This window comes from Bradyrhizobium sp. LA6.8 (assembly GCF_040547935.1).
Classification (GTDB): domain Bacteria; phylum Pseudomonadota; class Alphaproteobacteria; order Rhizobiales; family Xanthobacteraceae; genus Bradyrhizobium; species Bradyrhizobium barranii.
In genome coordinates, this window is record NZ_JBEPQQ010000011.1 from 210,341 (window position 1) to 235,518 (window position 25,178).

The window sequence follows — 25,178 nt, forward strand, 5'->3', positions numbered from 1 at the left end:
CTCCGCATGACGATAATCCGGCCCGTTCCCTCTCTCCGTGCGTTCCACACGTTCGGGGAGGGGGCTTTTCAGCCCGTGGCGGCGGCGTCGCTATCGGGAAAGATTTTGGGCAGTTGCAGCCGTACGCGCGTCCCCGAGGAATCCGAGGCCAGATCCAGCACCGCGCCGCAGCGCGCGGCGCGGCTTCGCATGTTGCGCAGACCCCGCGCGGTCTGGCCCGCACTGCCGGCTTCGCCGTTGCCTGACAGGGCAAAGCCCTTGCCATCGTCCGCAACGCTGATCACGCCACACGGTCCTTGGCCGTTATCTTGGCCATCTCCTTGGCCATCGTCGAGCGTCTCGATGGTAACAACGATATGGCGCGCCTGCGCGTGCTTGACCGCGTTGGTCACGGCCTCGTCGAGGATGCGCACGATCTGGATGACGTGCCATGGCCGCAGTTCAGGATGCAGCGGCAGGCCCTGCGGCGTCGCCACGTGCCATCCGAGGGTGATGTCGTGTGGCCGCAATTGCATCGCCGCGCGCTCGCGCCAGGAGCCGAGCGCAAGCATCAGGTCGCCGCCGATGTCGTCCATGGAATCGATGACCAGGCGTAGATCCTTCAACGCGGCGCGCGCCGCGTCCGTGATGGTCGCGCCCTCGTGTCCGCGCTCGGAGAGCGCGACGATGCTGACGAGCTGGCCGCCGAGGCCGTCATGCAGGTCGCGCATCAGCCGCGTGCGCTCGTTGGCGAGTGCGGCGGCACGGGCGCGCTCTTCTTCGCGGGCGAAGCTTGCCTTCAGTCGCTCCTCGGCCTCGCGCACGCGTGCGACGAGCTGGCCGGCGAAGCTGTCGACCTCGTTGAGCGCGCGCGCGAAGCGCCAGGTCAGTCCGGCGCCTATCGCCACCAGCATCGCGGAATAGGACAGCCGCGTGACGAAGGTGCGATCGTCCGGCACGAACTCGAACGCCGAGAGCATGTCGTGAAACCAGCAGGTCAGCACGATGGTCACGGCGCAGCCGAAGGTAAAGCTCGCCGCGTCCTGCCGCCTGATCACCGCCCACGTCAGGATGACGACCAGCAGCATCAGGCACAGGCCCACGGTCGGCACGCCGAGGAACAGGAAGGTGATGCGCGGGATCGGCTGGCCCGCAAAGAGCCCGACCAGCAGGATGATGAGCCCCGGCGCGAACAACAGCAGCCCGTAGCGCGGCCAGCGCCAGCCGAAGAACAGCACCGCGAACGTCACGACCAGCGCGCTCTCGATCGGCGCGGACGCCAGCAGGATGGCGGCCAGCCGCGGATAAGGCGCGGGCGGCAGCGGCGCCGGCGCGAAGGCCTGCATAGCGCCGACGAGCATTCCTGCCGCCAGCACGCCATAGACCGGCTCGCGGCGTCGCATCAGCCACATGATGGCGAGGATCACCGCCAGCAACGATTGCCAGGCCGAGAACACCACGGGCAGCGTCACGAACAGCAGCGTGCGCGTCTCGTAGGCTCCCCGCAGGCTTTCGTCCGGCCCGACATAGACGGTGTCGAGGAAGCCTCGCAGCGGACCCCACACCAACAGCCGCACGGTGATGTCGTTGCTGCCGTCGCGCAGCAGCGACGACGGGATCACTGTGATCTCCGGCGTGTTGCGGTCCGGCCGGTTGGCGGTGGGATCGCGCCGGGAGTCCAGGATCGCGACGCCGTTGACCGCGACCTCCACGCCATTGCTGAAGCGGGGCAGAAACACCGACCAGGCCGTGTTTGCCGCATCGGGCTTGAAGACGAACGTGCCCGAATAGAGCGGCGGGTCCTGGAGCGCGTAGCGCGACGACGTGAAATGCGGCAGCGTCACCGCCCGGGTCGTGCCGTCCTCCCGCAGCGAAAATTCGCTCACGGCAAAATCGTCGGGGTCGCTGGGCTGGAGCAGCCGCAGCCCCTGGATGGTGACGATCACGATCAGGGCCTGTAGCAGCAGATAGGGCACGAGGCGCACCGCGATCAGCCGGCGCCGCGGTCGCGCAGGCGCCTTCGCCGCTATCTCGCTCACAGCTTGATCAGGCCCTGCTGCACCGCCTCGAACACCGCTTCGCTGCGCGTGTGCACCTCGAGCTTGCGATAGATGTTCTTGATGTGGCCGGGCACGGTCTGCCTGGAGAGGCCGAGATGGCTCGCGATCTCGGCGTAGCTGAAACCCTTTGCGATGCCCCAGAGGATATCGATCTCGCGCGGGGTGAGTCGTGCGGTGTTGAGTACGGGACCCCGCGGCGGCTCGACCGAACTCGGCGCGACGCCTTGCGTTCTGCGCACGATGAAACGGGCGATCGAGGCCGAGATCGGCGAATGGCCGGCGACCAGATCGCGCACGGTGGTGGCGATGTCGGTCGGGAAGGCGTCCTTCAGGAGATAGCCGGTGGCGCCGACGGTGATCGCGGAGATCACGCTCTCCTCGTCGCCGAGCGCCGAGATCACCATGATCTCGGTGTCGGGAAAGCGCTGCCGGGTCTCGCGGATCAGCTCGATGCCATGGCCGTCGGGCAGCCGCAGATCGGTCAGCAGCACGCGCGGCGCATCGCCGTTCAGGGCCTGACGCGCCTCACCGAGCGTGCCCGCGCTGCGCACCTTGTAGCCGGCCTTGACCAGCGCATCCTGGAGCCGCCAGCAGGTCGGCGCGTCGTCCTCGACGAGGAGGATGGTGATGGCCTCACCCGTCTCGCCCTGTTCGCTCATGTTCATCGTCCCGCACCGCGTGTCCCCCGCGGCGCAAGGCCAAGCTTAGCCGCGGCGTGGGGGGCGCGACACCCATAATCATGGGGGCGTTGTCACTCTTCCGCTCCGGTGTGGCCGGCGCCTACTGCTTTGCCGCAGCCGATGGCGTCGGCGGCGCGGGCAGACGCTGTACCGTGATCCGCGCCGTGCCACTGTTGTTCTTGTAGTATTGTTCGTCCGGCCCGAAATAGTCGGCGTATTTTGCCGGGGCCAGCCATCGCAGGAAGCCCGGGACGATCTGCACGGCGTCGTTGACGTAGAAGAACAGCTCGCCGGAATCAGGTGCGGTGAATTCGGCCACCATCCGGTCTGCAAGTTTCTGCGTGTCCCAGACCTTGCGTGCCGACTCGTCTGGCGGAAGCGCATCGAATGTGCCCATCTTCGCGATATCGGCCTTGAGTTTCGTCAGCTTCGCCGCATCGTCCGTGCTCGATTCCTCAGCGCTTTCGATGCGGACGGGATATCTGTTTTTTGGCTCATCCTGAGCATTGTCCTCGGGGAGGGTCGGGTCAATGCGGCGCGGCAGTTCATCTGCCGACATCACGTTCGTGGCCTGCAGCGGCCGATCGTTCAGGCCCTTCTCGCCGACGCGTACGACCGGCTGGAACCAGTCCGCGCCGAACAGTCGTCGGGTCGGGAGAGCGAGGTAATGGTGGTTTTCGTAGGTCTGGAATCCGTTGACGCCGGTCATGATCGTACGGTCGAACCAGCGTTGGTCGATATCGATCCAGACCCGGTATTTGCGGCCCTTCTCCACGGCGAGCCTGCTTGCCCAGCAGAACTGGTTGACGTTGAAAAGCTCGGTCGCAGGAAGCGCGTTGTCGCCCACCGGCTTGGCTGGCGGAATGTCTATCGCGACGTTCGCTCCCTTTTTCTGCGCCTCTGCGGCTTTTGTTTCCGGGGCTTCACAAACCTGTCCGGTCGCGACGCGCCAGGTGAAGAAGCTGCTCGAGGCGATCAGCAAGCCCGCGGCGTAGATGACGACGATGGAGACGATGGGGAAGATGATCTTGGTGAACGGAAAGCTCATCCACCGCGCATTTCGCTGCATCAAACCGCCAAACCTGAACAACAAACTCATCCGGCTGAGGTTTTTTGCGCTCGCCTTCCGTTCCGGCCGGTACCAGGCGAGCCGCGCCCGCTCCTGGATGCCATCACGCAGCGAGGCGTTGATGCTCCAGACCCACCACGTGACCAGCACGACGAGTGAGGTCGCGACAGGATAATAGAGTGCGATATTGAGCCATGGCCCCGCATAGGAAGGCAACACGTTCTTGAGCAGGTTCGCGACGGAGCCGAGTATGGCGCTGAAACCCCAGTCGATGTTGCTGACAAAATCGCGCAGGCTCTTGCCGGATGTATCTATGATCTTGTGGGCGATCCACGGCCAGGCGGCAATGATGCCCGTCATGATCAGGAGCGAGAAATAGGCCACGCGTCGCCACCACACGGCGCCGCGCGCCAGATTCGCCATGTCCGCGTCTGGCGCTTTCATTCCAGTGAAGGCGTCGGATTCCTCCTTGCTTATCGGGCGCCTCGCTTTCTTCGCGTAGGCGTCATGCATGGCCTGGTGCGCGCCGTCGTTGGTGAGCTCCCTGATGCTTCCGTCGGGCATCAGCAGCCGCGCGTTCGCCGGCAGCATGATCGGCGCATAATCGTCGCATCCGAACAGCATTCGTTCGACCACGGCGAAGTGAACGACCGGTTTGCCGCCGTTCACATCGCCTTCGAGGATCGGCCGCGGACCGTAGCGGTAAAGCACGGCGGCGCCGCTGCGTGAATCGTGCTTTGGCCCGATCGCCGATTGATACTCGCGGAAACGCTCGATCGTGCCGTTCTGGAAGCGCAATTGGCCACCGAGCTGCTCGATCATCCAGACCAGCGGAACGAAGGAGAGGGTGGAGTCCGGGTAACCGCCGCCAATGTCGGAATGGACGCCCGCGAACCACACCTCCTTGACAGTCTGGTCATTCGCTAGACGGCTCTGGTCGATCCGCAGCGGATGAAAGGTGGTGCGCTCGTCGTCGAGCGCGAGCGCGTGACAGATGTGCATCGCCTTGCGCGAGGGCCGGTGATTGCGGAACGAAATCGGCCAAATTGCCCAGTCGATCGCGACGCGCAGCTCCTCGATCGGTACGCCGAAAGCCTCGACCGTGTCGAACAGCCCGAGGAATTCGATCTTGACGTTCTTGCGGCCGGCCATGGCCTTGCGGACCGTGCAATAGGAGCGGTGCCCGCAGACGAAATGGTAGATGATGAGCAGCAGGTCGCGAATCCAGCGCGTAATCCAGATCGTCGGCAGGCTCCGATAGCCCACCGATTCCTTGCGGTATTCCCGCCATGCGGACATGGCGTTGCGCTCCATCTCGGCATGCGATACCGGCTCGCCCTTGATCTCCGCCGGCACCAATCCCTGGCTCGCGATCAGCGCCGCCAGCGTGCGCGCAGTGAAGGCGCCGCGGCTGAAGCCGAAGATGTAGATCTCGTCGCCCTCGCGCCAGTTCCAGCACAGGAAGCGGTAGAGCTTGCGGACGTTGGAGGGAACGCCGATGCCGGTGGCGCCGTCGATGGCCGCGAGCGGCGCCCAGCCGGCGGTGCCGACACCCTTGATGTAGTGGGCGATCTGGTCCGGCTGGGTGTGGTCGAGCGCTTCATAGAGCCGCCAGACGCTGGATTCCTGGGCGGTGAACGCGTTGCCCGTGCCGTCGGCGAACAGCACCAGCTTGCGCTTCGACAGGGTGGTGGCGGTCGTCCCGCCGGCGCTTGCATCGTCATGTGTGTGCTTGGGTCTGGCAGAATCGCCATTCTGCGCGCCATCATGGTGGGTCATGGGGCCCCTCTGGCAATCGACGGTGAAGCACTTCGGGCTGGAGCCGTTCAGCACCCCACGATTTCAATCAATGGTTGCGTAATAAAAAGCAGGTGCATTCTGTGCATAGTCCCGTTGAGGTAGCAAGCGGGATCGCGCCGCCGCCCTGCCGCGGTCGGACGCCGCGGCAATGACGGTTACGAAAACGTTTGGTCTTGCTGGTGCCCGTGGCGAGAGGCGTGATGTCGGCGGACGCCTCTCCCCTGCGAGTGGGGAGAGGCGGAGTGTTCAGCTCCTACCTGCCATTGCCGCGGCAAGCGCCGCCGGGGCCGATATGGTAGCCGCGCGGGCAGGCATGCGCGGCGGGGTTGGCGTAGTTCCTGAGGCAGCCGCCATAGGGGCCGCGGTGCCAGCCGGGGCCGCAGCCGCCGGCGACCGCGATGACGTCGCCGTTCGCGCCTGCGTTGAGCAGGGTGAGCGGCATGGCCTGGGCAACGCCCGTGATCGCGCCGAGCGTGAGAGCCGTGGCAAACAGGGTGCGTATCATGTCTTCCTCCCGAATGCCGTTGCTTCAATGGCCGGCGGCGAACGCGATGCCGGCGCGTACTTCGGCGATCGCCTGGTCGATCATCCCGATCGCCTTCTCGCGATGGCCGCCCTTGTTCGGCTCGGCCTTGCCGAGCTCGGCGCGGGCCGATTGCAGGATCGCGATGGCTTCGTCCATGTGCGGCTGCGCGCCCAGCGCGTAACCGATGCAGAGGCTGGTCGCGATGGCGCCGCCGAGCACGAGGCTGCGGGGTAGAGAGGTTCGCATGTCGTTGTCTCCTCCAGCGGGCGTCAGGCTGGGGCCGCCCGTTTGCCCGGACGCAGTCCCGTCTGTGCCGGGATGCCGCATCCGCGGCCTGAATAGGGCCCGCCTGTGCGGGGCGTCTTGGACTGACCGGCGCCAGCCCCGTCGCAGCTTGGACTGACCGGCGCAGCTTGATTCACGTTGGCGTGCTGATAGCTTGCGGTATGCTGGTCTTCTGCGGGCGTCCGTTTGGCGTGCGAGGTTCAGCGAGCGCCAAGTCCTTTTTTGAAGAAATTAGAAAAGCCATTCTCGAAAAGTCATTCTCGATGTCCGTCGTCAGGAAGTCGCTCTCGACCGAGATGCTGCCGCAGGACTTGTCCGACCGGCAGCGCTTCATCCGCTTCGCGGAGCTGTTCGAGCATTTCTCCAACACCGGCGAGCTCGATCCGGCGTCCGACGTGCCGTTTCGCGCCACGATGAACTCGATCCATATCGGCACCACCATGCTCGGCCGTTGCGACGGCAGCTTCGTCACGGTCCGGCGCGAGAAGCGCCAGGTGATCGAGACCGGCGACGACCGCTTTTGCCTCGCGCGCAACACCGGAGATCTTCCGTCTCAGGTGATCCATCGTGGCCGCGAATTCACCATGCGGCCGGGAGCGATGGTGCTGCTCAAGCTGGACGAGCCGTTCTTCGCGGCCGACGGCGCGAGCCAAAAGCGCTTCACCAACGTGCATCTGCCGGTCGATACGCTGCGCGCGATGGTCGCCGACATCGACGATCTCGTCGGCTGCGAGCTCGAGCCCGGCGGCGCGCTGTCGCTGGCGATGGATTACAGCGATCTCCTCCTCCGCAATCCCACGGCCGCCGACGAGGCCGGCATGGCGATCGCCGGCCATCTGCTCGACCTTGCCGCGATCGGTCTCGGTGCCCGCAGCGATATCGCCACTGCCGCGCGACGCGGGGGCCTGCGCGCAGTGCGGCTCAAGGCCGTGCTGTCGATTCTTGAGGCGCGCTTCCACGAGCCGGGTTTTTCCGCCCAGAAGCTTGCCGCCGCCGGCGGCCTTTCCGAGCGCTACGTCAACGAGCTGCTGTTCGAGGCCGGCGCCAGCTTCACCACCCGCCTCACTGAGCTGCGTCTGCGCAAGGCCGCCGACCTCCTGGCACACCGCGAGGGCCGCATCAGCGACATCGCCTTTGCCTGCGGCTTCAACGATCTCTCTTATTTTAACCGCTGCTTCCGCAGGCGGTTTGGGTTGACGCCGACCGCGGCGAGGGGGAAGTGAGAGAGCGCTAGGTCTCCACCCGCGGCGGCGGATAGCGCCGCGCCAGTGCCGACAGCGGCAGATGCCGTTCGCCTTCCGGCAGCTCCAGAAAGGCCATCACTTGCGGCCGCTTCCAGTCACCGATGCCGAAATCCATCGCCATCCATTTCTGCGGCTCGGGGCCTTCGAGGCCCCGGACCCAGACGAAATAGCGGGGGAGGTCGTCGGCGTCCGCTTCCGTCGTGCGTCTCCTGGCCATCGAAGCTGCTCACCGCATCACCATTCATTGCGGTAGGATATAGGTATCGGCTCGTTGAAGTCGAACTCCCGGCTACGGATCCTGTGAGGCTGGACCGGCTGGTTAATTGCGCAGGTCTAAAGAGCAGGTCTGAAGATATGAATGAAGCGAGGATCGATGGCTGGGGTGACGCCTCGGACGTCACGAAAAGGCTGATCGGCTCGTGGTCCTTCAACCGTGTCATCGAAGGCCAGGCTACGATGCAGGGTATCGCGATCTTCACACCACTGGACGGGGGGCGGTTGGCCTATCGCGAGCAGGGATATCTTACGCTCGCGAACGGCACCATTGTGCAGGCCGAACGCGAATACGTCTTCAGTAACAGCGACGGAGGATTCAAGGTCTTCTTCAGGGAAGATCCACCGCGGCTGTTTCACGAGATTTCGCTTTCCGCATCTTCCGGGGGAGAGCTGAGCGGACGTGCGAGCCATCTTTGCAAGCACGACGACTATCAGTCGGCCTACATGTTTCGGCCGGATGGAACGTTCGTCGTCCGTCATGTCGTATCGGGTCCACGCAAGGACTACACGATGAACACGACCTACACGCGTCTCCCGTGATCACGCCGGCGCGATGGCGACGGCGTGCCGGCTCTCACCGCCAGAGCTCACTCTCCGCCACGCGGTTGATGTCGGCGAGCCGGCGATTGGCGTCGCCGTGAAGATCGATGCTCTCAACCAGCGTTAGCAGACGCTGATATGCGCCATCGGCGATTTCGACCGGCAGCGGCTCCTCGTCAAAGGCCTCGACATAGCTGCCGACGAGGCCGCTCAACAGGCGGCAAAGACCGCGCTGGGCGGGATCGTCCCGGCCGAGCGTCTCGAGCTTTTGCTGAAATGTCCGGAAGGTGCGCAGGCCGTGGTGCTGCTGCGAAAGCCACGTATGCAGGTCGTTCATGTGAGCTCCTTCGAGTGACAGAAGAAGCTACCGGTTTATACAGGTGGGATGTGACGATTGGAAGGGGAGGGAAACACCGGATTCGTTGATCTAGTCCGCCTTCGCCAAGGCTTCGGCGCGACAGCCTTCCCTGCTTCGCATGGATGGACTTCCGCCCGGCTCGCCCAGCCGTAGCTGCGAAGCAGCGAAGGCTGGTGCCCCTGGCCGGAATCGAACCAGCACTCCTTGCGGAACTCGATTTTGAGTCGAGCGCGTCTACCAATTCCGCCACAGGGGCTCCCGGTCGGCCCCTGGAAAAGGGCCTCGCAAAGCGGGCGGACTATAGCCATGGACAGGGCAGGGTCAACCCGCGCCAAAGTGATCCCGGCCGTTCTCGACAGCCGCCTGGGCCGGGGTTAGAGCCTTAAGAAAGCGACCCCATCGGAAGAGGCTGCCGTGACGACCCAGAGTGCCGCAATACCTGCATTCAGGCCGGCTGGGACCGGTCCCGCGCTGACTGCCTCGGTGCTCGTCACGCTGATTGCCGCCGCGACCATCGCCGGCGCCTGGTTCTTCCAGCTCGTGCTGGAGATCCTGCCCTGTCCGCTGTGCCTGGAGCAGCGCTACGCCTATTATCTGGCGATCCCGGTCGGTGTGCTCACGGCGCTTGCGGCGCGGAGCGGGGCGCCGCGGCCGCTGCTGCTCGCGGGCCTTGCGATACTCGCGCTGGCGACACTCGCCAATGCCGGCCTCGGCACCTACCACTCCGGCGTCGAATGGGGGTTCTGGAAGGGCCCGACCGATTGCTCCGGTCCCGTCATCAATCTCGGCAATGCCGCCGACCTGCTGTCCAAGCTCGACACCGTGAAGGTGGTGCGCTGCGACGAGGTGCAGTGGCGTTTCCTCGGCCTCTCGCTCGCCGGCTACAATGTGCTGATCTCGCTGTTGATGGCGGCGATCGCGGCGTGGGGATTTTTGCGGACGGCGAAGCGCTAGGCAAGCTGCCGTAGGGTGGGCAAAGCGACTTGTCCGCCGTAGCTCGAAGAGCGAAGGCGGAAGCGTGCCCACCATTTTTAGCGATATTGCGGGAGCATGGTGGGCACGGCGCTAGCGCGCCTTTGCCCATCCTACGAGACCGGAGCTCCGCTACGACTGCGGCGCTTCGCTAATCATCCACATCGTCCTGCGTGCGGCCGAACAGGTGCACGATGCCCGGGGTCGCAATCGTCACGAACACGAAGCGCGACAAATGATGGGCGCCGACGAAGATCGGGTCGATGTGCAGCGTGAGCGCGAGCGCCAGCATCGCGTCCATCGCGCCCGGCGCGAAGGCGACGACGACATCCGATAATTTCACCTGCGTGGTGAGCGCGACGATGCCGACGAAGATGGCGGAGACGGCGATGGCCACGGCAAACGAGCCCAGCGCCGCATGGATGTGGCCGGCGAGCGTCTTGATCCGCATCCGCGCGAAACGGCTGCCGATCAATGCGCCGATGCCGATCAGCGCCACGCCGCGCACCCAGTTCGGCAGGCCGCCCTCGACCCAGCCTGCGCCATGCAGCACGCTGGAGGCGATCATCGCGCCGAACATCCAGCTCGCCGGAAACTTTATCAACCGCAGCAGCAGCGCCGCGGCCAGCGAGGCCGCGACCAGCTCCACGAGTTCGAGCGGCGAGGCGATCGTCGTCGTCAGCGACGGCGCGACGGAGGGCGCCACGCCCGCGAACGCGAGCACCATCGGCAGCGCCGCGGTGAGGATGATCACGCGCAGGGTCTGCACCACCGCGATGCCGGGCAGGTCGGCGCCGCGCTCGACCGCCAGGATCGTGATCTGCGACAGCGCCCCTGGGCTGCCGGCGAGGAAGGCCGAGGTGCGGTCCCAGCCATGGATGCGCTGGAGGTAATAGCTCGAACCGAAGGTCGAGCAGAAGGTCGCGAGCGCAAGCAGGCCGATGGTGAGGGGATAGGCGCTGACCTGTTGCAGCAGGTGGCGCGAGACGACCGAGCCCAGTGAAATGCCGAGCAGCACCAGCACGGTCTGGGTCAGGATCGGCGGCAGCGCCAGCTGGCGGCCGGCGATCGCGGCGATCCCGACCGCGATCATCGAGCCCGAGATCAGTCCCCCGGGAAGTCCGGCGACCAGAAACACGAGGCCGCCGGCGGTGCCGATGACGAGCGTCTCAACCGTGCTCAAGATCTTGGCACGGCTTGGCCATTCGAACGGCAGGGAGGCGGTGATTTGCTTCACACCACCTTATCGCAAATCAGCGAGAGGCACACAATTGCAGCCTCGTCATGCCGCAATGCGCGCGCCTCTCACGGATGCTCGCAAACCGTAGTGTGACGGATTTACTTCTTGTCGGCGGCGGGGGCGGCGGGAGCGGCGGTGCCGGCCTTCGCTTCCTTCATGCACTCACGGCGGAATTTTTTGCGCTCCTTGCCCTTCAGTGCCTTGGCGTCCGCTTGCTTGGAGCATTCGAGCGACTCCGCCGAGCGCTCCTTCGACGCCTTCTTGTCGGCGGGGGCGGCGGCAGTTGTGGTCTTGGCGTCGGTCTTGGCAGCCGGCGCGGCGGCCTGCGCGAAGGCGGTGCCGGTGGCGAGCAGGGAGGTCAGGGCGACGATGGCGAGGCGAGACGTGAAGGTCATGGTGGTGCACTCTTGCGAGATTGCGGAGGGTTGGGAACGTCGGCTCGCCTTGCTGAACGCGACATGAATAATCCGAGCCGGGGGGATCACTATATTTTGGCGGCAGGTGCCATCGCTTCCTTGTCGCGGCCGGGCGGCACGCTAGGATAGCAATCCTCGTTTCGCTTCCGTCGGGGAAGACCAAGGAGGAGGACCAAGGATGACCATTCAGTCAAAATTGCTGTGTGCGGTTGCATTGACGGGCTTTGCCGCGCTGGTCGCGAGCGCGCCGGCGCAGGCGCTGACCTCGCAGGAGTGCAGCGCGAAATACCAGGCCGCCAAGAAGGACGGCTCGCTTGGCACAACGAAGTGGAATGACTTCCGCAAGGCCCAGTGCGGAGCGGATGCGACGCCTGCCGCCGCGCCGGCCGCCGCTGCTCCGGCTGCGCCCGCCGCTCCTGCCGAGCCGAAGCAGGCGAAGAAGGAGGCGGCCCCCGCTGCCGCGCCAACCCTGCCGGCCGGACCCGCGATCTATCCGAACGCCGTCGATCCGAAATACGCCAAGGAGACCGCCGGCAAGGCGCGCCTCCACACCTGCGTCGATCAGTACAATGCCAACAAGACCACCAACGGCAATGGTGGCATGAAGTGGATCGAGAAGGGCGGCGGCTATTACAGCGAGTGCAACAAGAAGCTGAAGGGCGCTGCCTGAGCTTCGACATGATGCGATGGCCGGAGCAAAGCTCCGGCCATTTCGCTAGTCGAGCAGCTTCTCGGCCGACTTCGCCACGAGCTGCGAGCGTTTGCGTGGACCGCGCTCGACGAACAGCAAGCTCTGGCCGAAGATGAAGCAATAGAACAGGAAGGCCTGCGCCTCGGCCGCCTCGGCCTCGAGGCCAGTCGCGCGATAGAGCTCGGCGACGTGCTTGAGCCGCGCCGCGTCCACGCTCGCGACCGCCGTGGCGGCGTTTTCGTCCGAGCGGGCCCATTGCCGGATCGCGAGCTCGATCGCCATGCCCTCCGGATTGAGCCGCTCGGAATAAAGCTGGATCACCGCCTTCAGCCGCTCGCGGGGCTCTTGTCCATCGAGGCTTGTCTGCTGCGCGATCGACGCCGCGCGTCCCTCGCGCCAGCGTTCCAGCATGGCATCGAGCAGCGCGGCACGGTCGGCGAAGCGGCGGTAGAAGCCGCCCTTGGTGACGCCGAGATTCTTGGCGAGCACCTCGACCCTGACACCCTCGACCCCCGAGCGGGCGAGCTCGGTAAACCCTGCCTCGACCCAGACATCGCCCTTGCCGTCGTTCATGAAGGAAGCCTCACCGGTTCTTGATACGGTACCGTATTGCTAACGCGCGGAGGCGCTGATACGCTACCGTATCAATGATCAGAGGGCGGAAAAACGGCAGGAGGAATTGCGATGCAGGAGGCGACCTATCGCGGCACGGTCTATCCGTGGCAGTGCGATCATGTCGGCCACATGAACATCATGTGGTATGTCGGCAAATTCGACGAGGCCAACTGGAATCTGTTCGCGCGCCTCGGGCTGACGCCGACCTATCTGCGCTCTTCCGGCCGCGGCATGGCCGCCGTGCAGCAGAATATCACCTACAGGCGGGAGCTGCTCGCCGGCGACATCGTCGAGATCCGCAGCCATTTGCTGGAGGTCCGCGACAAGTCGATCCGCTTCCGGCACGACATGACCAATGCCGAGACTGGCGAGATCGCCGCGTTCTGCGACATCACCGGCGTGCACATGGACCGCAGCCAGCGGAAGTCGGCGCCGTTCACGGATGCGATCCGCGCGGTCGCTCTGCAACATCTTGCCGAGCCGGCCGAGGCCTGAGCCATGGCCGCGTTCGAGCCGAAAAATCCGGGCTATCGCGCTGCCGCCATTGCCATGTTCGACGGCCAGCCGGCGATGCGCACGCTCGGCATCGTGATCGTCCGCCTCGCGCCGGGCGAGGTCGAATTGGCAATGCTGCATTCGGCGGCTTTCACGCAGCAGAACGGCTTTGTCCATGCCGGCATCATCACGGCAGGCCTCGACAATGCCTGCGGCGTCGCCGCCTTCACCCTGATGCCGCGCGAGGCCGACATCCTGACCGTCGAGTTCAAGACCACGCTGCTGGCACCCGCCCGCGGCACTCGCTTCGTCTTCAAGGCCGAGGTGGTCAAGCCCGGCCGCACGCTGACCTTCTGCGAGGCGAGGGCCTTTGCCGAGCACGAGGGCAACACCACGCTGGTCGCCACCATGACCGGGACGCTGATGGCGATGCTGCCCCGCGCGGCGGCTTCGCCAGCGCCGGCGGCGATCCGCGCCTAGCATGGCGATGACATCGCGCCCGCAACGCTCTATATGACGCGTAACAGGTCCCGGTCGCGAACCGTATTTGCAGCGATGGGACCGAAACGGGACGAGATATGGCTGGATTCAGGAACAAGGGCCTCGTGGCGACGCGGCGTGCGGCGCTGACGCTGATCGGGGCGGGTGCCCTTGCGGCAGGTCGGATCACCTCTGCGCGCGCGGCCGCCGCCGATGACGAGGTGCTGACCGAAGCCAAGGTGTTGCGCGACCCCGATGTTCCCGTCGCCGGTAATCCCGACGGCAACATCAGCATCATCGAATGGTCCGACTACAACTGTCCCTATTGCCGCAAGCTCGAGCCGGAGCTGCGCCAGGTGGTCCAGGACGACGGCAAGGTCAGGCTGGTGATGAAGGATTGGCCGATCCTCGGGCCGGTCTCGGTCACCGCGGCGCGGATCGCGCTCGCGGCAAAATTCCAGGACAAATACCATCAGGCGCATGACGCCATGATGGGTGTCAGCTCGCGCCTGACAGAGCCGCGCATCAACGAGCTGCTCGCGGCCGCCGGCGTCGACATGGACCGCCTGAAGCGCGATCTCACCGACCGTGCCAAGGACATCGACGCCGTCCTCAAGCGCAACAACGAGCAGGCCGAAGCCTTCGGCTTCAGCGGTACCCCCTCCTTCATCGTCGGCAAGTACCGCGTGCCAGGCGTGCTCAGCATGACCGAGTTCGAGCAGGTCATCGCCGATGCCCGCAAGGCCAAGATGAACTGACGCGACCGCATCGATCGCCGTCAACACAAAGGCGCCGCCGCGGACCCGCGACGGCGCCTTGTTCGTGATACGGCGACGTTACTTCGACGAGATGCGGACCCAGTCCTTGTGCGCGCGATCGCGCAGCGCATCCCAGTCGGCCTTGGCGACGTCCCAGTTCACGATGGTGCGATTGGTCGTCGCGACCTCGCCATTGGCGACCGACGACGTCTGCATGGAGTCATAGACGTACACGCCGCAACCGAGCAGCAGCGCGCCCAAAATCATTCCGAAAAACGTCTGCATCTGTGAACCTCCGGTGACGGGCGATAACGTCGGCCCGGAGTGATGGTTCCGCGGCAGTACGGCGCAGATAAGGACGACCCGTTCATCCGCCGTTCAGCCACTCCAGCAGCTCTGCGTTGATCTCGCGCGGATAGGTGTGGCTGAGGTCGTCGATCTCGCGATAGATGACATCGGCGCCGGCGGCGGAGAGGGCCGCCTGCGTCTGGCGCGCGGTCTGTACCGGAAACATCCAGTCGAGCTTGCCGTGGGTGATGAAGATTGGCAGTCCCTGCAGGCGCACGGCGTCCGCCATCTCCGCCATCAGCGGATGGAAGGTCGCCGACACCGGCGCGAGATGCGTGAAGGGCGAGGCGCCGTCGAGCCCGGTGACGTAGCAGAAGGTGCCGCCGTCACTCATGCCGCTCAGCAGCAGGCGCGAACCGTCGACGGTCCAGCGGCTACGCACCGTGTCGAGAATGCGCATGAGGTTCGGCGTGTCGCTATCGTCGCCCATCAGCGCCCATGTCGGGCCGGTCGCGGTCGGCGCCACCAGGATCGCGCCAAGGCTGCGGGCATCGCGCAGCCAGCTCCAGAGAAAACCGCGGCCGTTGCCGCTGCCGCCATGCAGCGCCATCACCAGCGGCATGGCGCGCTCCGGCGAGTAATATTCTGGCACATAGACCGAGAAGCCGCCGCGGCTGCCGGGCTCGTTGTGGTCGTGGAAGATGCCGGTGTCTTCGCCCGCCCCGGCTTCCAGCCGCGTCAGCAGATCGTCATTCTCGCGATTGGCGGCGTTGAGGAAGAAGCTGCTCACCGGCGGAAACTGGGTCGACAGCGGATACAGCGCCTCCTGTGCACGAGGCAGATGGCGCAGCGCGCGGAAGACTGCGACGAGATCGCCATTGCCGCGCTCGACCTCGCGTATGCCGGCAAAGGCGGAGAGCGTCTCGTTGCAGGCGCGGTCGAGCCGCTCGCGCAGCCCGGTGAACTGCTCGGGCCAGGCGCCGATCGCAGCGTGCGCCGCCTGCAGCGCCGCGTCGGGCGCGCCGATCGCATTCATCACCGAGGCAAAGGCCGGCGGATGCAGATTCCGGGTGAAGAAGCCGAGTGCTTCCAGCGCGTTGAGCAGCGGCGGCAGCACGGTCACGATGTCGTCAACGACGGCCTCGCTCATCGCCGCTTTCCTTGCCTGATGTCGGTTCGATCTCGTCAGTGCAGCTTCGGCGCCTTCAAGAGCTTGAAGCGGTCGGTCGACGTCACCGTGACGTCGAAGGTGACACCTTCATGATGCACGGTCAGCGGCACGTCGACGCCGGCGGCGCCGAGCGCCCACATCGTCTTGTAGAAGGCGGTCTGGCTCGTCACCTCCTGGCCGTCCACCGCAAGGATGACATCGCCGGTCTTCAGCTCCGCGCGCGCGGCCGGGCCGTTGGTGGAAATCCCGATCACCACCAAGCGGTTGTCGATTTCGGTCGAATAGAGCCCGAGCCAGGGGCGCGACGGCTTATTGACGCGGCCGAATTTGCGCAGATCGTCGAGCACCGGCTTCAACAGGTCGATCGGCACGATCATGTTGACGTGCTCGGCCTTGCCTTCGCGTTCGCGCTCGAGCTGCAGCGAGCCGATGCCGATCAGCTCCCCGCGCTCGTTGAGCAGCGCCGTTCCGCCCCAGTTCGGATGCGCGGGATAGGTGAACACGGCCTCGTCCAGCAGATATTCCCAATAGCCGGCGAATTCCTGCTTGGCCACGATCTGGCTCGCGACCGATCGGGTGCGCCCGCCGGCGCCGCCGACCACGACGCGGTCGCCGACCCTTGTTTTCGCCGAGTTGCCGAGCGGCAAGGGTTCGACGTCGAGCTGACCGAGTGCCTGCACGAGGCCGAAGCCGGTGACGGAATCGAAACCGAGCGCATGCCCCTCGACGACGCGCCCGTCGGCGAGATGCAGCCACACTGATTCCGCCTCGGTAATGAGGTAGCCGATGGTCAGCACCAGCCCGTTGTCGATCACGACGCCGTTGCCGGCGCGTTCGGTGCCCAGCGTTTCGGCACTGAAGGCGTCGGGCGGGATGATGGCGTGCAGGCCGACGACGGACGCGAGCGAGCGGTCGAGATCGAAACCGTAATCGCTCGCGCGCGGCTGATTGGCCGGCGGCACTCTCCATTCGGTCAGGGCGGGCATGGAGTTCTCCTGGCTGAGAGCATTGCTCCGCCTTGGCCGGCGGAACGACGCGCGAAGCACTCATAATTTAGGCTGGAGGAGGCCGTCTTGAAAGCCTCGTTCCCAACTATTCCGGAGATCGCCGCGTGAAATCTTCGACAGGCACAGCGCCCGCACAGGTGGCAAGCGGCCGCGCGATCCAGCACCGGCCGCATGGCTGCTGTCCCGCGACGTGCTAGGCGGGGTGCAATGAAGCTGCTAACCATTGCCGCTTCGTTTGACCAAGAGATCACGGACCGAAGCATGGATAATCGCAGCGACATCTGGCGTGGCGTCGACACGATCAAGGCGCGTTTCATCGACCTCAGCGACAGGGTCTGGGGCATGCCCGAGGTGTGCTACACCGAGGCGCGGTCCGCCGCCGAGCATCTCGCCGAGCTGCGCCACCAGGGTTTCCGTATCACCGAGAACGTCGCGGGCATCCCGACCGCGGTGATGGGCGAGTGGGGTGAGGGCGGTCCGGTCATTGCCTTCATGGGTGAATATGACGCGTTGCCGGGCCTCAGTCAGGAGGCCGGCGTCGCCGAGCACCGTCCGGTCGAGACCGGCGGCCACGGCCACGGTTGCGGCCACAACCTGCTTGGTTCCGCGGCGCTGCTCGCCGCGACCGCGATGAAGGACTGGCTCGCCGAGAACAAGGTGCCCGGCCGCGTGCGCTATTACGGCTGCCCGGCGGAAGAGGGCGGCGCAGCCAAGGCCTTCATGGTGCGCTCGGGCGCGTTTGAAGGCGCCGACATCGCCATCACCTGGCATCCGCACAGCTTCTGGGAAGTCGCGGTGACGCCGTCGCTCGCCAACACGCGCGCGGATTTCATCTTCACCGGCCGCACCTCGCACGCGGCGGCCTCGCCGCATCTCGGCCGCTCCGCGCTCGACGCGGTGGAGCTGATGAATGTCGGCGTGAACTACATGCGCGAGCACATGCCGAGCGACGCGCGCGTGCATTATGCCCTGCTCGACACCGGTGGCATCGCTCCCAACGTGGTGCAGGCGCATGCGCGCGTGCGCTATTCGATCCGCGCCCGCGATCTGCCCGGCATGAACGAGCTGGTCGGACGCGTCAGCAAGATCGCAGAAGGCGCGGCGTTGATGACCGAGACCAAAGTCGAGATGAAGATCATCTCCGCGGTCTCCAACATCCTGCCGAATACGCCGCTGGAGCAGGCGCTGCACCGGGTGATGGAAGAGCTGGGGCCGCCGCATTTCGACGACGCCGACAAGGGCTTTGCCAGCCAGATCCGCGCCACGTTGAGCGACAAGGACATCGCGTCGGTCTATTACGCGATCGGCATGGAGCCGACCGATCGGCCGCTGGCCGACTTCCTGGTGCCGCTCGATGCCAAGCGCAACCCGCTGGTCGGCTCGACCGACGTCGGCGACGTGAGCTGGGTGGTGCCGACCGTGCAGGTTCACGCACCCACGGTTGCAATCGGCACGCCGTTCCACACCTGGCAGGTGGTGGCGCAGGGCAAGAGCGGACACGCTCATAAGGCCATGGTGCAGGCGGCGAAGGCGATGGCCGGGATCGGCATCAAGGCGTTGACGGATCCGGAGCTGATCAAGGCCGCGAAAGCGGACTTGCAGAAGCGGACCGCCAAGACACCTTACGTCTGTCCGCTGCCGGACCACGTCGCGCCGCCGCTGACCATGTCCGTGGCGTAGAATTTCGCCTCGATACTTCGTCTGATGCCGCGAACAAATTTTCCGCAGTGCAACGTGGATTCCGGCGCGATTTAGCGCCGGATTGCCGAACGCTTGGGCTGCGGAACAGAGTTTTGCCCAACAGACAGCCAGAACACCGTTTGCATACACATGGTCGCAGTTGACGCGCGGCCTATTCGGTGTGCCATCTACCGCCAGCAAAACCCGGCGGCCGCGGTGCGGCCGCCTGCATCCATACGGGAACCAGACGGGGGACAACCATGCTGGATAAAGAACTGCGTTCGATGATTGGTGACGTGAAGGACGGCCGGATGGACCGCCGTGCCTTCATCATGCGTATGGCCGCGGTCGGCCTCACCGCACCCCTCGCCAACCAGATCCTCGCGCTCGGCGGCGTCGCCATGGCGGAAGGTGCCCAGACCTACAAGCCGACCAAGCGCGGCGGCGGCGGTGCGCTGAAGCTGCTGTGGTGGCAGGGGCCGACCCTGCTCAATCCGCATTTCGCCACCGGCACCAAGGACCAGGACGGCGCGCGCCTGTTCTACGAGCCCCTCGCTTGTTGGGATCCCGACGGCAACATGAAGCTGGTTCTGGCGGCCGAAATTCCCTCGATCCAGAACGGCGGCCTCGCCGCCGACGGCAAGTCGGTGACCTGGAAGCTCAAACCAGGCGTCAAATGGCATGACGGCAAGCCGTTCACCGCCGATGACGTCGTGTTCAACTGGGAATATGCCAGGGATCCGGCGACCTCCGCCCTGACCATCGCGACGCTCCGCGACATCACGGTCGAGAAGGTGGATGACCTCACGGTTCGCATCCTCTTTAACAAGCCGACGCCGTTCTGGGCCGACGCCTTTGTCGGGGCTCCCAACACCATCATCCCCAAACATTTGTTCGCCGACTACAAGGGGTCCAAATCGCGGGAAGCGCCCACCAACCTCTCGCCGGTCGGCACTGGCCCCTACAAGTTCGTCGAGTTCAAGCCGGGCGATCTCGTCCGCGGCCAGCTCAATCCCGATTACCACATGCCGAACCGGCCTTATTTCGACACGGTCGAGATGAAGGGCGGCGGCGACGCCGTCTCTGCGGCGCGCGCGGTGATCCAGACCGGTGAATATGATTTCGGATGGAACATCCAGGTCGAGGACGACGTGCTGCTGCGCCTCGAAAAGGGCGGCAAGGGCAAGACCGTTTATGCCGTGGGCGGCGACACCGAATTCATCGCGCTCAACTTCACCGATCCGAACACCGAGGTCGATGGCGAGCGCTCCTCGATGAAGACCAAGCATCCGCTGTTCTCCGATCCGGCGGTACGCAAGGCGCTGTCGATGCTGGTCGACCGCGAGTCCATCAAGAAGGCGATCTACGGCCGCGCCGGCCGCACCACCGCCAACTTCCTCAACGGTCCCGAGAAGTTCGTCTCCAAGAACACGACCTGGGAATTCAGCATCGAGAAGGCCTCGAAGCTGCTCGACGACGCCGGCTGGAAGCCCGGCGCGGATGGCATCCGCGAGAAGGACGGCAAGAAGCTGAAGCTTCTGTACCAGACCTCGATCAACGGACCGCGTCAGAAGACCCAGGCGATCGTCAAGCAGGCCTGTCAGAAGGCCGGCATCGACGTCGAGCTGAAGTCGGTGGTGGCGTCCGTGTTCTTCTCCTCCGATGTCGCCAACCCCGACACCTACGCGCATTTCTACGCCGATCTCCAGATGTTCCAGATCCCGCTGAGCCAGCCGGATCCGTCTCAGCATATGCGCCGCTATCTGTCGACCAACGTCGCCACGAAGGAGAACAAGTGGCAGGGCACGAACTTCCCGCGCTGGGTCAACAAGGACTATGACGCAGCGATCGAAGCAGCCGAAGGCGAAATGGATCCGGTCAAGCGCGCGGCGCACTATATCAAGGCCAACGACCTCATGTTCCAGGACACCGTGTTCATCCCGGCGCAGCATCGCCTAAAGGTGGAAGCGGCAGCCAACAATCTCCGCCCGATCATCAGCGGCTGGGCCAACGAAACCGACAATCTGCACGATTGGTACCGCGAGGAATGATCCCCCAGCTCTAGACGGGGTCTTTCCCTATGAGTCAGTACGTCCTGCGTCGCCTCCTGATCGCGATTCCGAGTCTTCTCGGAATCTCGGTTGTGCTGTTTGTCGTGCTGGCGCTTGCGCCAGGCGATCCGTTCTCGGAACTGGCGACGAACCCGAACGTCCCGCCCGAGGTGCAGGCCGCACTTCGGGCCAAGTTCGGCCTCGACGATCCGATCCACCTCCGTTACCTGCACTGGCTCAACGCCATGCTGCACGGTGACTGGGGGTTCTCCTTCGTCAGCCGGATGAATGTCGACACGTTGATCCTCCAGCGTCTGCCGGCGACGCTCTACGTGATCGGCTCGGCGCAGATCCTGGCGCTGCTGATTGCGATCCCCGTCGGTGTCTATGCGGCGACAAAGCCCTATTCGCTGTTCGACCAGATCGCCAACACGCTCGCCTTCGTCGGCTTCTCGCTGCCGACCTTCTTCACCGGCATTCTGTTCATCTTGATCTTCTCGGTCACGCTGGACTGGCTGCCTTTCGTCTATACGACCGACATCAAGGGCACCGGCATCCATTGGGTGCTGGAGATGATTCGGCAGGCGATCATGCCGGTCGCGGTGCTCGGTCTGTTCCAGGCTGCGTCGATGACGCGCTTCGTGCGCTCGGCGATGCTGGACGTGATCCGGCTCGACTATGTCACCACGGCGCGCGCCAAGGGGCTTGGGCAGGCCACGGTCATCGTCAAGCACGTCATGCGCAACGCCATGATCCCGGTCGTCACCCTGATTGCGTTGCAGATGCCGGCCGTGTTCGGCGGCGCCATCGTCACCGAGCAGATCTTCCGCATCCCCGGCATCGGCTCGCTGCTGATCTCCTCCATCCTTTCCAACGACACGCCGGTGGTGATGGCCGTTACCTTCGTCTTCGCGTGCCTCGTCGTGCTGTTCAATCTCATCGCGGACGTCCTTTATGGCTGGCTTGACCCTCGCATCTCCCTCCGCTGAGCGGCGCGTCTACTCGCCCTGGCGCGAGATGTGGCGGCGCTACAGCCGCCACAAGCTCGCCGTGGTCAGTGCGTTTCTGCTCCTCATTCTGATCCTGGCGGTGGTGGCCGGCCCCTTCGTCTGGCGGGTCAAGATCGACGACATTGATATCGTGGCGGGCATGCAGGGGCCGTCGCTGGCCCATCCGTTCGGCACCGACGATCTCGGGCAGGACATCCTGGCGCGCATGATCTATGGCGGGCGCATCTCGCTCGCGGTCGGCCTTGCCGCGATGCTGGTCTCGGTCTTTATCGGTGTCCTGATCGGCGCGCTCGCCGGCATGTCGCGCGGCGCGCTCGGCCACGGCCTGATGTGGCTCACCGATCTCTTCCTGTCCCTGCCGCAGCTGCCGCTGCTGCTGCTGCTGATCTATCTCTTCCGCGACGGGCTGAAGCAGATGTTCGGTCCCGAGGGCGGCATCTTCATCCTGATCGTGCTCGTGATCGGCGGCTTGCGCTGGATGCCGGTCGCGCGGCTGGTGCGCGCACAGTTCCTGTCGATCCGCGAGAAGGAGTTCGTCGAGGCCGCCCGTGCGCTCGGCGCAAGTCCGGTGCGCCAGGTGGTGCGGCACATCCTGCCCAATGCGCTCGGTCCCGTGATCATCGCCGGCACCATCGACGTCGCTGCCGCCATCATCGCGGAATCGACGCTGTCCTTCCTCGGCCTCGGCTTCCCGCCGGATACCCCGACCTGGGGCCGGCTCCTGTACGACGCCAAGGATTTCCTCGACATCGGCCCGCACTGGGCGCTGTTCCCGGGCGGCGCGATCTTCATCGCGGTGGTCGCCATCAACTTCATCGGCGACGGCCTGCGTGACGCGCTCGATGCGCGACGGGTGATCTGATGGCGCCGCTGCTGGAAATCAAAGGGCTGAAAACCCACTTCTCGACCGACGACGGCATCCTGCAGGCCGTCGACGGTGTCGACATCTCCATCAACAAGGGCGAGACGCTCTGTGTCGTCGGCGAATCCGGCTGCGGGAAGACCGTGACCGCGATGTCGATCCTGAAGCTGATCGCCATGCCGCCCGGCCGCATCGCGGCGGGCCAGATCATCTTCGAGGGCCGCGATCTCGTGCCGCTGACGAGCCGTCAGCTCGACGAGATCAGGGCCAAGGAGATCGGCTTCATCTTCCAGGAGCCGATGACCTCGCTCAATCCGGTGCTCACCATCGGCGAGCAGATCGCCGAGAGCCTGCGCCGCCATGAAGCGGTGACGAAGAAGCAGGCGCTCGAGCGCACCATCGAGATGCTGAAGCTGGTGCAGATCCCCAACGCCGAAGGCCGCGTGCACAATTATCCGCATCAGTTCTCAGGCGGCATGCGCCAGCGCGTGATGATCGCGATGGCGCTTGCCTGCAGGCCGAAGCTGATCATCGCCGACGAGCCCACCACCGCGCTCGACGTCACCATCCAGGCGCAGATCCTCGACCTCTTGCAGGACATGAAGGAGCGCTTCGGCATGGCGGTGATGCTGATCACCCACGCCATGGGCGTCGTCGCCGAGACCGCGCAGCGCGTCGTCGTGATGTATGCCGGCAAGGTGGTGGAGGAAGCGCTCGTCGACGACCTCTTCGGCAATCCCGGTCATCCGTATACACAGGGTCTGATCCGCTCGATCCCGCGGATCGATCTCGACAGCGAGCACAAGATAAGGCTCGAAGCGATCGGCGGCTCGGTCCCGATCCTGATCAATCCGCCGGTCGGTTGCCGCTTCGCCCCGCGCTGCAAGTTTGCCATGAACGTCTGCACCGAGAAGGAGCCGCTGCTGCGCGAGATCGCGCCCGGCCATCGCATGGCCTGTCACCTCGGAGATACGCAGTTGGGAGGCACGGCATGACCGAGCCCTTGCTCCGCGTCAGCGGCCTGAAGAAATATTTCCCCGTGCACGGCGGCCTGTTGTCGCGCCAGGTCGGCAGCGTCTATGCGGTCGACGGGGTCTCGTTCTCGGTCAACCGCGGCGAGACGCTCGGCCTCGTCGGCGAATCCGGCTGCGGCAAATCCACCACCGGCCGCTGCGTGCTGCGCCTGATCGAGCCGACCGACGGCGAGGTCGTGTTCGACGGTCAGGACGTGCGCCAGCTCAGCGGCAATGATTTGCGCGCGATGCGGCGGAACATGCAGCTGGTGTTCCAGGATCCGTTCGCCTCGCTCAATCCGCGCATGACGGTCGGCGCCATCCTCGGTGAGGCCCTGATCATCCATAAGCTCGGATCGTCGGCCAAGGAGCGCGAGGAGCGCGTCGCCAGCCTGCTCGTGAAGGTCGGCCTCAAGGCCGAGCACATGCGCCGCTACCCGCACGAATTCTCGGGCGGCCAACGCCAGCGCATCGTGATCGCGCGGGCGCTCGCGGTCGAGCCGAAGCTGATCGTCTGCGACGAGCCGGTATCCGCGCTCGACGTGTCGATCCAGGCGCAGGTGATCAATCTGCTGGAGGATCTCCAGGCCGAGCTGAACCTCACCTATCTGTTCGTCGCGCACGACCTGTCGGTGGTCGAGCACATCTCCGACCGCGTCGCCGTGATGTATCTCGGCCGGATCGTCGAGTTGGCGAAAGCGAGCGATCTCTACCGCAATCCGCAGCATCCCTACACCAGGGCGCTGTTGTCAGCCGTGCCGGTGCCCGATCCCAAGCTCAAGCGTGAACGCATTCGCCTCAAGGGCGACGTGCCGAGCCCGATGAAGCCGCCCTCGGGCTGCCACTTCCACACCCGCTGTCCGATCGCCCAGCCGCGCTGTGCGGAAAGCGCGCCTGTGTTGAAGGAAGGGGCGGGCGGCCATTTTGTGGCGTGTCATCTCGCCTGACGTCGCGCGAGGCGGTGCGCCCGTTCATCCGTCCCGGAGCAGACCGTGCGCCGAAAGGGCCTGCCGGAAAGCCTCCACCGACGTGTGATGATGCGCGAAGAGGCCAGCTTCCCGCGCGCCGGCGACATTTGCCGCGAGGTCGTCGACGAACAGAACGGTCTGCGGCGTCGCCTGTAGCTCCGACAGGCAGAGGCGATAGCAGCGCGGGTCCGGCTTGGCCGCCTTGAATCGGGCCGACGTGTAGATGCGGGAGCCGAACAGCGGACGCAATTCCGGCAGCAGCGTGTCGATATGGTCGGCGACCAGCGTGGTATTGTTGGTCAGGACGGCAATATCGATGGTCTCATGCAGGCGGCGGACAATCTCCAGCATCGCGCGATCGGCCTTCATCGAACAGCGCCGCGCCTCCACCCATTCGTCGAGGGACAGGGGATAGCCGATGCGCTCGCCAAATCCCCGCAAATAGTCGGCGGCATCGAGCGCGCCGGAGTCGCCGAGAAGTTCGAATCCGGTCTCCCAGATCGCCTTGTAGACGAACTCACTGGTGGCCCCCGCGAGCTCCGCCAGACACGCGACGCGCCTTCCTCTGTCGTATTCGCAGAGGACATTGTCCATGTCGAAGAGGACAAGCTTGATCTCGTCAGGCACGGGAGCGCTCCCGGCCG

General features: G+C 65.2%; 27 protein-coding genes and 1 tRNA gene. 13 read left to right on the top strand and 15 right to left on the bottom strand.

Annotation, left to right across the window (positions count from 1 at the left end):
• Positions 1-68: 68 nt before the first annotated feature.
• The 5 genes from ABIA90_RS38735 to ABIA90_RS38755 all read right to left on the bottom strand — a co-directional run bounded on the left by ABIA90_RS38735 (position 69) and on the right by ABIA90_RS38755 (position 6,360).
• The gene (locus ABIA90_RS38735; RefSeq protein WP_354121486.1) at positions 69-2,018 is read right to left on the bottom strand and encodes a sensor histidine kinase; all 1,950 of its coding nucleotides are present in this window, start codon (positions 2,016-2,018) and stop codon (positions 69-71) included.
• Positions 2,015-2,698, bottom strand: a complete 684-nt coding sequence (locus tag ABIA90_RS38740; RefSeq protein WP_354121487.1) for a response regulator — start codon at positions 2,696-2,698, stop codon at positions 2,015-2,017. Before ABIA90_RS38740 ends, ABIA90_RS38735 begins: the two co-directional genes overlap by 4 nt.
• A 121-nt stretch (positions 2,699-2,819) precedes the next feature.
• Positions 2,820-5,567, bottom strand: a complete 2,748-nt coding sequence (locus tag ABIA90_RS38745; protein ID WP_354121488.1) for a T6SS phospholipase effector Tle1-like catalytic domain-containing protein — start codon at positions 5,565-5,567, stop codon at positions 2,820-2,822.
• A 274-nt stretch (positions 5,568-5,841) separates the two neighbouring features.
• Positions 5,842-6,093, bottom strand: coding sequence for a GCG_CRPN prefix-to-repeats domain-containing protein (locus ABIA90_RS38750; RefSeq protein ID WP_071909307.1), 252 nt, complete (start codon positions 6,091-6,093; stop codon positions 5,842-5,844).
• Between the two features lie 24 nt (positions 6,094-6,117).
• Positions 6,118-6,360, bottom strand: a complete 243-nt coding sequence (locus ABIA90_RS38755; protein WP_063985829.1) for a hypothetical protein — start codon at positions 6,358-6,360, stop codon at positions 6,118-6,120.
• Between the two features lie 302 nt (positions 6,361-6,662).
• Here ABIA90_RS38755 and ABIA90_RS38760 point away from each other — a divergent pair, with 302 nt between their 5' ends.
• Positions 6,663-7,622: an AraC family transcriptional regulator gene (locus tag ABIA90_RS38760; RefSeq protein WP_354121489.1), complete on the top strand. Its 960-nt coding sequence runs from the start codon at positions 6,663-6,665 to the stop codon at positions 7,620-7,622.
• Between the two features lie 7 nt (positions 7,623-7,629).
• Here the strand turns inward: ABIA90_RS38760 and ABIA90_RS38765 are convergent, their stop codons facing one another.
• Positions 7,630-7,860, bottom strand: a complete 231-nt coding sequence (locus ABIA90_RS38765; protein ID WP_354121490.1) for a hypothetical protein — start codon at positions 7,858-7,860, stop codon at positions 7,630-7,632.
• A 137-nt stretch (positions 7,861-7,997) separates the two neighbouring features.
• Between ABIA90_RS38765 and ABIA90_RS38770 the strand changes: the two genes are divergently transcribed.
• Positions 7,998-8,459 carry a DUF6314 family protein gene (locus tag ABIA90_RS38770; RefSeq protein WP_354121491.1) on the top strand — a complete coding sequence of 154 codons (462 nt, stop codon included), beginning with the start codon at positions 7,998-8,000 and terminating at the stop codon, positions 8,457-8,459.
• A 34-nt stretch (positions 8,460-8,493) separates the two neighbouring features.
• On the opposite strand, the gene ABIA90_RS38775 is transcribed toward ABIA90_RS38770, so the two are convergent.
• The gene (locus tag ABIA90_RS38775) at positions 8,494-8,796 is read right to left on the bottom strand and encodes a hypothetical protein (RefSeq protein ID WP_166104306.1); all 303 of its coding nucleotides are present in this window, start codon (positions 8,794-8,796) and stop codon (positions 8,494-8,496) included.
• A 192-nt stretch (positions 8,797-8,988) separates the two neighbouring features.
• Positions 8,989-9,073: transfer RNA gene (locus tag ABIA90_RS38780), tRNA-Leu, on the bottom strand.
• Between the two features lie 158 nt (positions 9,074-9,231).
• On the opposite strand from ABIA90_RS38780, the gene ABIA90_RS38785 reads away from it, so the two are divergent.
• Positions 9,232-9,771, top strand: coding sequence for a disulfide bond formation protein B (locus ABIA90_RS38785; RefSeq protein ID WP_247313390.1), 540 nt, complete (start codon positions 9,232-9,234; stop codon positions 9,769-9,771).
• 169 nt (positions 9,772-9,940) lie between these two features.
• Here ABIA90_RS38785 and ABIA90_RS38790 read toward each other — a convergent pair whose 3' ends face one another.
• Complete coding sequence (locus tag ABIA90_RS38790) at positions 9,941-11,026, bottom strand: AbrB family transcriptional regulator (protein WP_166348789.1); 1,086 nt, start codon at positions 11,024-11,026, stop codon at positions 9,941-9,943.
• Between the two features lie 101 nt (positions 11,027-11,127).
• Positions 11,128-11,424, bottom strand: coding sequence for a PsiF family protein (locus ABIA90_RS38795; protein WP_354121492.1), 297 nt, complete (start codon positions 11,422-11,424; stop codon positions 11,128-11,130).
• Positions 11,425-11,623: 199 nt separating this feature from the next.
• Between ABIA90_RS38795 and ABIA90_RS38800 the strand changes: the two genes are divergently transcribed.
• Positions 11,624-12,115: a hypothetical protein gene (locus ABIA90_RS38800; RefSeq protein WP_063985822.1), complete on the top strand. Its 492-nt coding sequence runs from the start codon at positions 11,624-11,626 to the stop codon at positions 12,113-12,115.
• Positions 12,116-12,160: 45 nt separating this feature from the next.
• Here ABIA90_RS38800 and ABIA90_RS38805 read toward each other — a convergent pair whose 3' ends face one another.
• Positions 12,161-12,709 (bottom strand): TetR/AcrR family transcriptional regulator, encoded by a 549-nt coding sequence (locus tag ABIA90_RS38805; protein ID WP_028147339.1) that lies wholly within the window; start codon positions 12,707-12,709, stop codon positions 12,161-12,163.
• 111 nt (positions 12,710-12,820) lie between these two features.
• Here ABIA90_RS38805 and ABIA90_RS38810 point away from each other — a divergent pair, with 111 nt between their 5' ends.
• The 3 genes from ABIA90_RS38810 (at position 12,821) to ABIA90_RS38820 (ending at position 14,484) form a co-directional block, all read left to right on the top strand.
• Positions 12,821-13,246, top strand: a complete 426-nt coding sequence (locus ABIA90_RS38810; RefSeq protein WP_354121493.1) for an acyl-CoA thioesterase — start codon at positions 12,821-12,823, stop codon at positions 13,244-13,246.
• A 3-nt stretch (positions 13,247-13,249) separates the two neighbouring features.
• Entirely contained in the window at positions 13,250-13,726 is a 477-nt protein-coding gene (locus ABIA90_RS38815) for a PaaI family thioesterase (RefSeq protein ID WP_354121494.1), read from the top strand.
• Between the two features lie 98 nt (positions 13,727-13,824).
• Entirely contained in the window at positions 13,825-14,484 is a 660-nt protein-coding gene (locus tag ABIA90_RS38820) for a DsbA family protein (RefSeq protein WP_028147336.1), read from the top strand.
• A 78-nt stretch (positions 14,485-14,562) separates the two neighbouring features.
• Here the strand turns inward: ABIA90_RS38820 and ABIA90_RS38825 are convergent, their stop codons facing one another.
• The 3 genes from ABIA90_RS38825 to ABIA90_RS38835 all read right to left on the bottom strand — a co-directional run bounded on the left by ABIA90_RS38825 (position 14,563) and on the right by ABIA90_RS38835 (position 16,929).
• The gene (locus ABIA90_RS38825) at positions 14,563-14,769 is read right to left on the bottom strand and encodes a hypothetical protein (protein WP_028159206.1); all 207 of its coding nucleotides are present in this window, start codon (positions 14,767-14,769) and stop codon (positions 14,563-14,565) included.
• Between the two features lie 82 nt (positions 14,770-14,851).
• Positions 14,852-15,922, bottom strand: coding sequence for a carboxylesterase family protein (locus ABIA90_RS38830; RefSeq protein ID WP_354121495.1), 1,071 nt, complete (start codon positions 15,920-15,922; stop codon positions 14,852-14,854).
• A gap of 35 nt (positions 15,923-15,957) precedes the next feature.
• Entirely contained in the window at positions 15,958-16,929 is a 972-nt protein-coding gene (locus ABIA90_RS38835) for a S1C family serine protease (RefSeq protein WP_085401911.1), read from the bottom strand.
• Positions 16,930-17,211: 282 nt separating this feature from the next.
• Between ABIA90_RS38835 and ABIA90_RS38840 the strand changes: the two genes are divergently transcribed.
• The 6 genes from ABIA90_RS38840 to ABIA90_RS38865 all read left to right on the top strand — a co-directional run bounded on the left by ABIA90_RS38840 (position 17,212) and on the right by ABIA90_RS38865 (position 24,513).
• Positions 17,212-18,630, top strand: coding sequence for a M20 family metallopeptidase (locus ABIA90_RS38840; protein ID WP_354121496.1), 1,419 nt, complete (start codon positions 17,212-17,214; stop codon positions 18,628-18,630).
• A gap of 260 nt (positions 18,631-18,890) precedes the next feature.
• On the top strand, positions 18,891-20,681 hold the full coding sequence (locus tag ABIA90_RS38845) for a peptide ABC transporter substrate-binding protein (RefSeq protein WP_071909319.1): 1,791 nt from the start codon (positions 18,891-18,893) through the stop codon (positions 20,679-20,681).
• A gap of 29 nt (positions 20,682-20,710) precedes the next feature.
• Complete coding sequence (locus ABIA90_RS38850; protein ID WP_063985816.1) at positions 20,711-21,670, top strand: ABC transporter permease; 960 nt, start codon at positions 20,711-20,713, stop codon at positions 21,668-21,670.
• Positions 21,636-22,553 carry an ABC transporter permease gene (locus ABIA90_RS38855; protein WP_014491615.1) on the top strand — a complete coding sequence of 306 codons (918 nt, stop codon included), beginning with the start codon at positions 21,636-21,638 and terminating at the stop codon, positions 22,551-22,553. The genes ABIA90_RS38850 and ABIA90_RS38855 overlap by 35 nt, the downstream gene beginning before the upstream one ends.
• Complete coding sequence (locus ABIA90_RS38860) at positions 22,553-23,548, top strand: ABC transporter ATP-binding protein (protein ID WP_354121497.1); 996 nt, start codon at positions 22,553-22,555, stop codon at positions 23,546-23,548. Before ABIA90_RS38855 ends, ABIA90_RS38860 begins: the two co-directional genes overlap by 1 nt.
• A complete protein-coding gene (locus ABIA90_RS38865; protein ID WP_354121498.1) occupies positions 23,545-24,513 on the top strand; it encodes an ABC transporter ATP-binding protein in 969 nt (322 codons plus the stop codon). The genes ABIA90_RS38860 and ABIA90_RS38865 overlap by 4 nt, the downstream gene beginning before the upstream one ends.
• Positions 24,514-24,537: 24 nt before the next feature.
• Here the strand turns inward: ABIA90_RS38865 and ABIA90_RS38870 are convergent, their stop codons facing one another.
• Positions 24,538-25,161: an HAD family hydrolase gene (locus ABIA90_RS38870; protein WP_502916674.1), complete on the bottom strand. Its 624-nt coding sequence runs from the start codon at positions 25,159-25,161 to the stop codon at positions 24,538-24,540.
• Between the last annotated feature and the right edge of the window lie 17 nt (positions 25,162-25,178).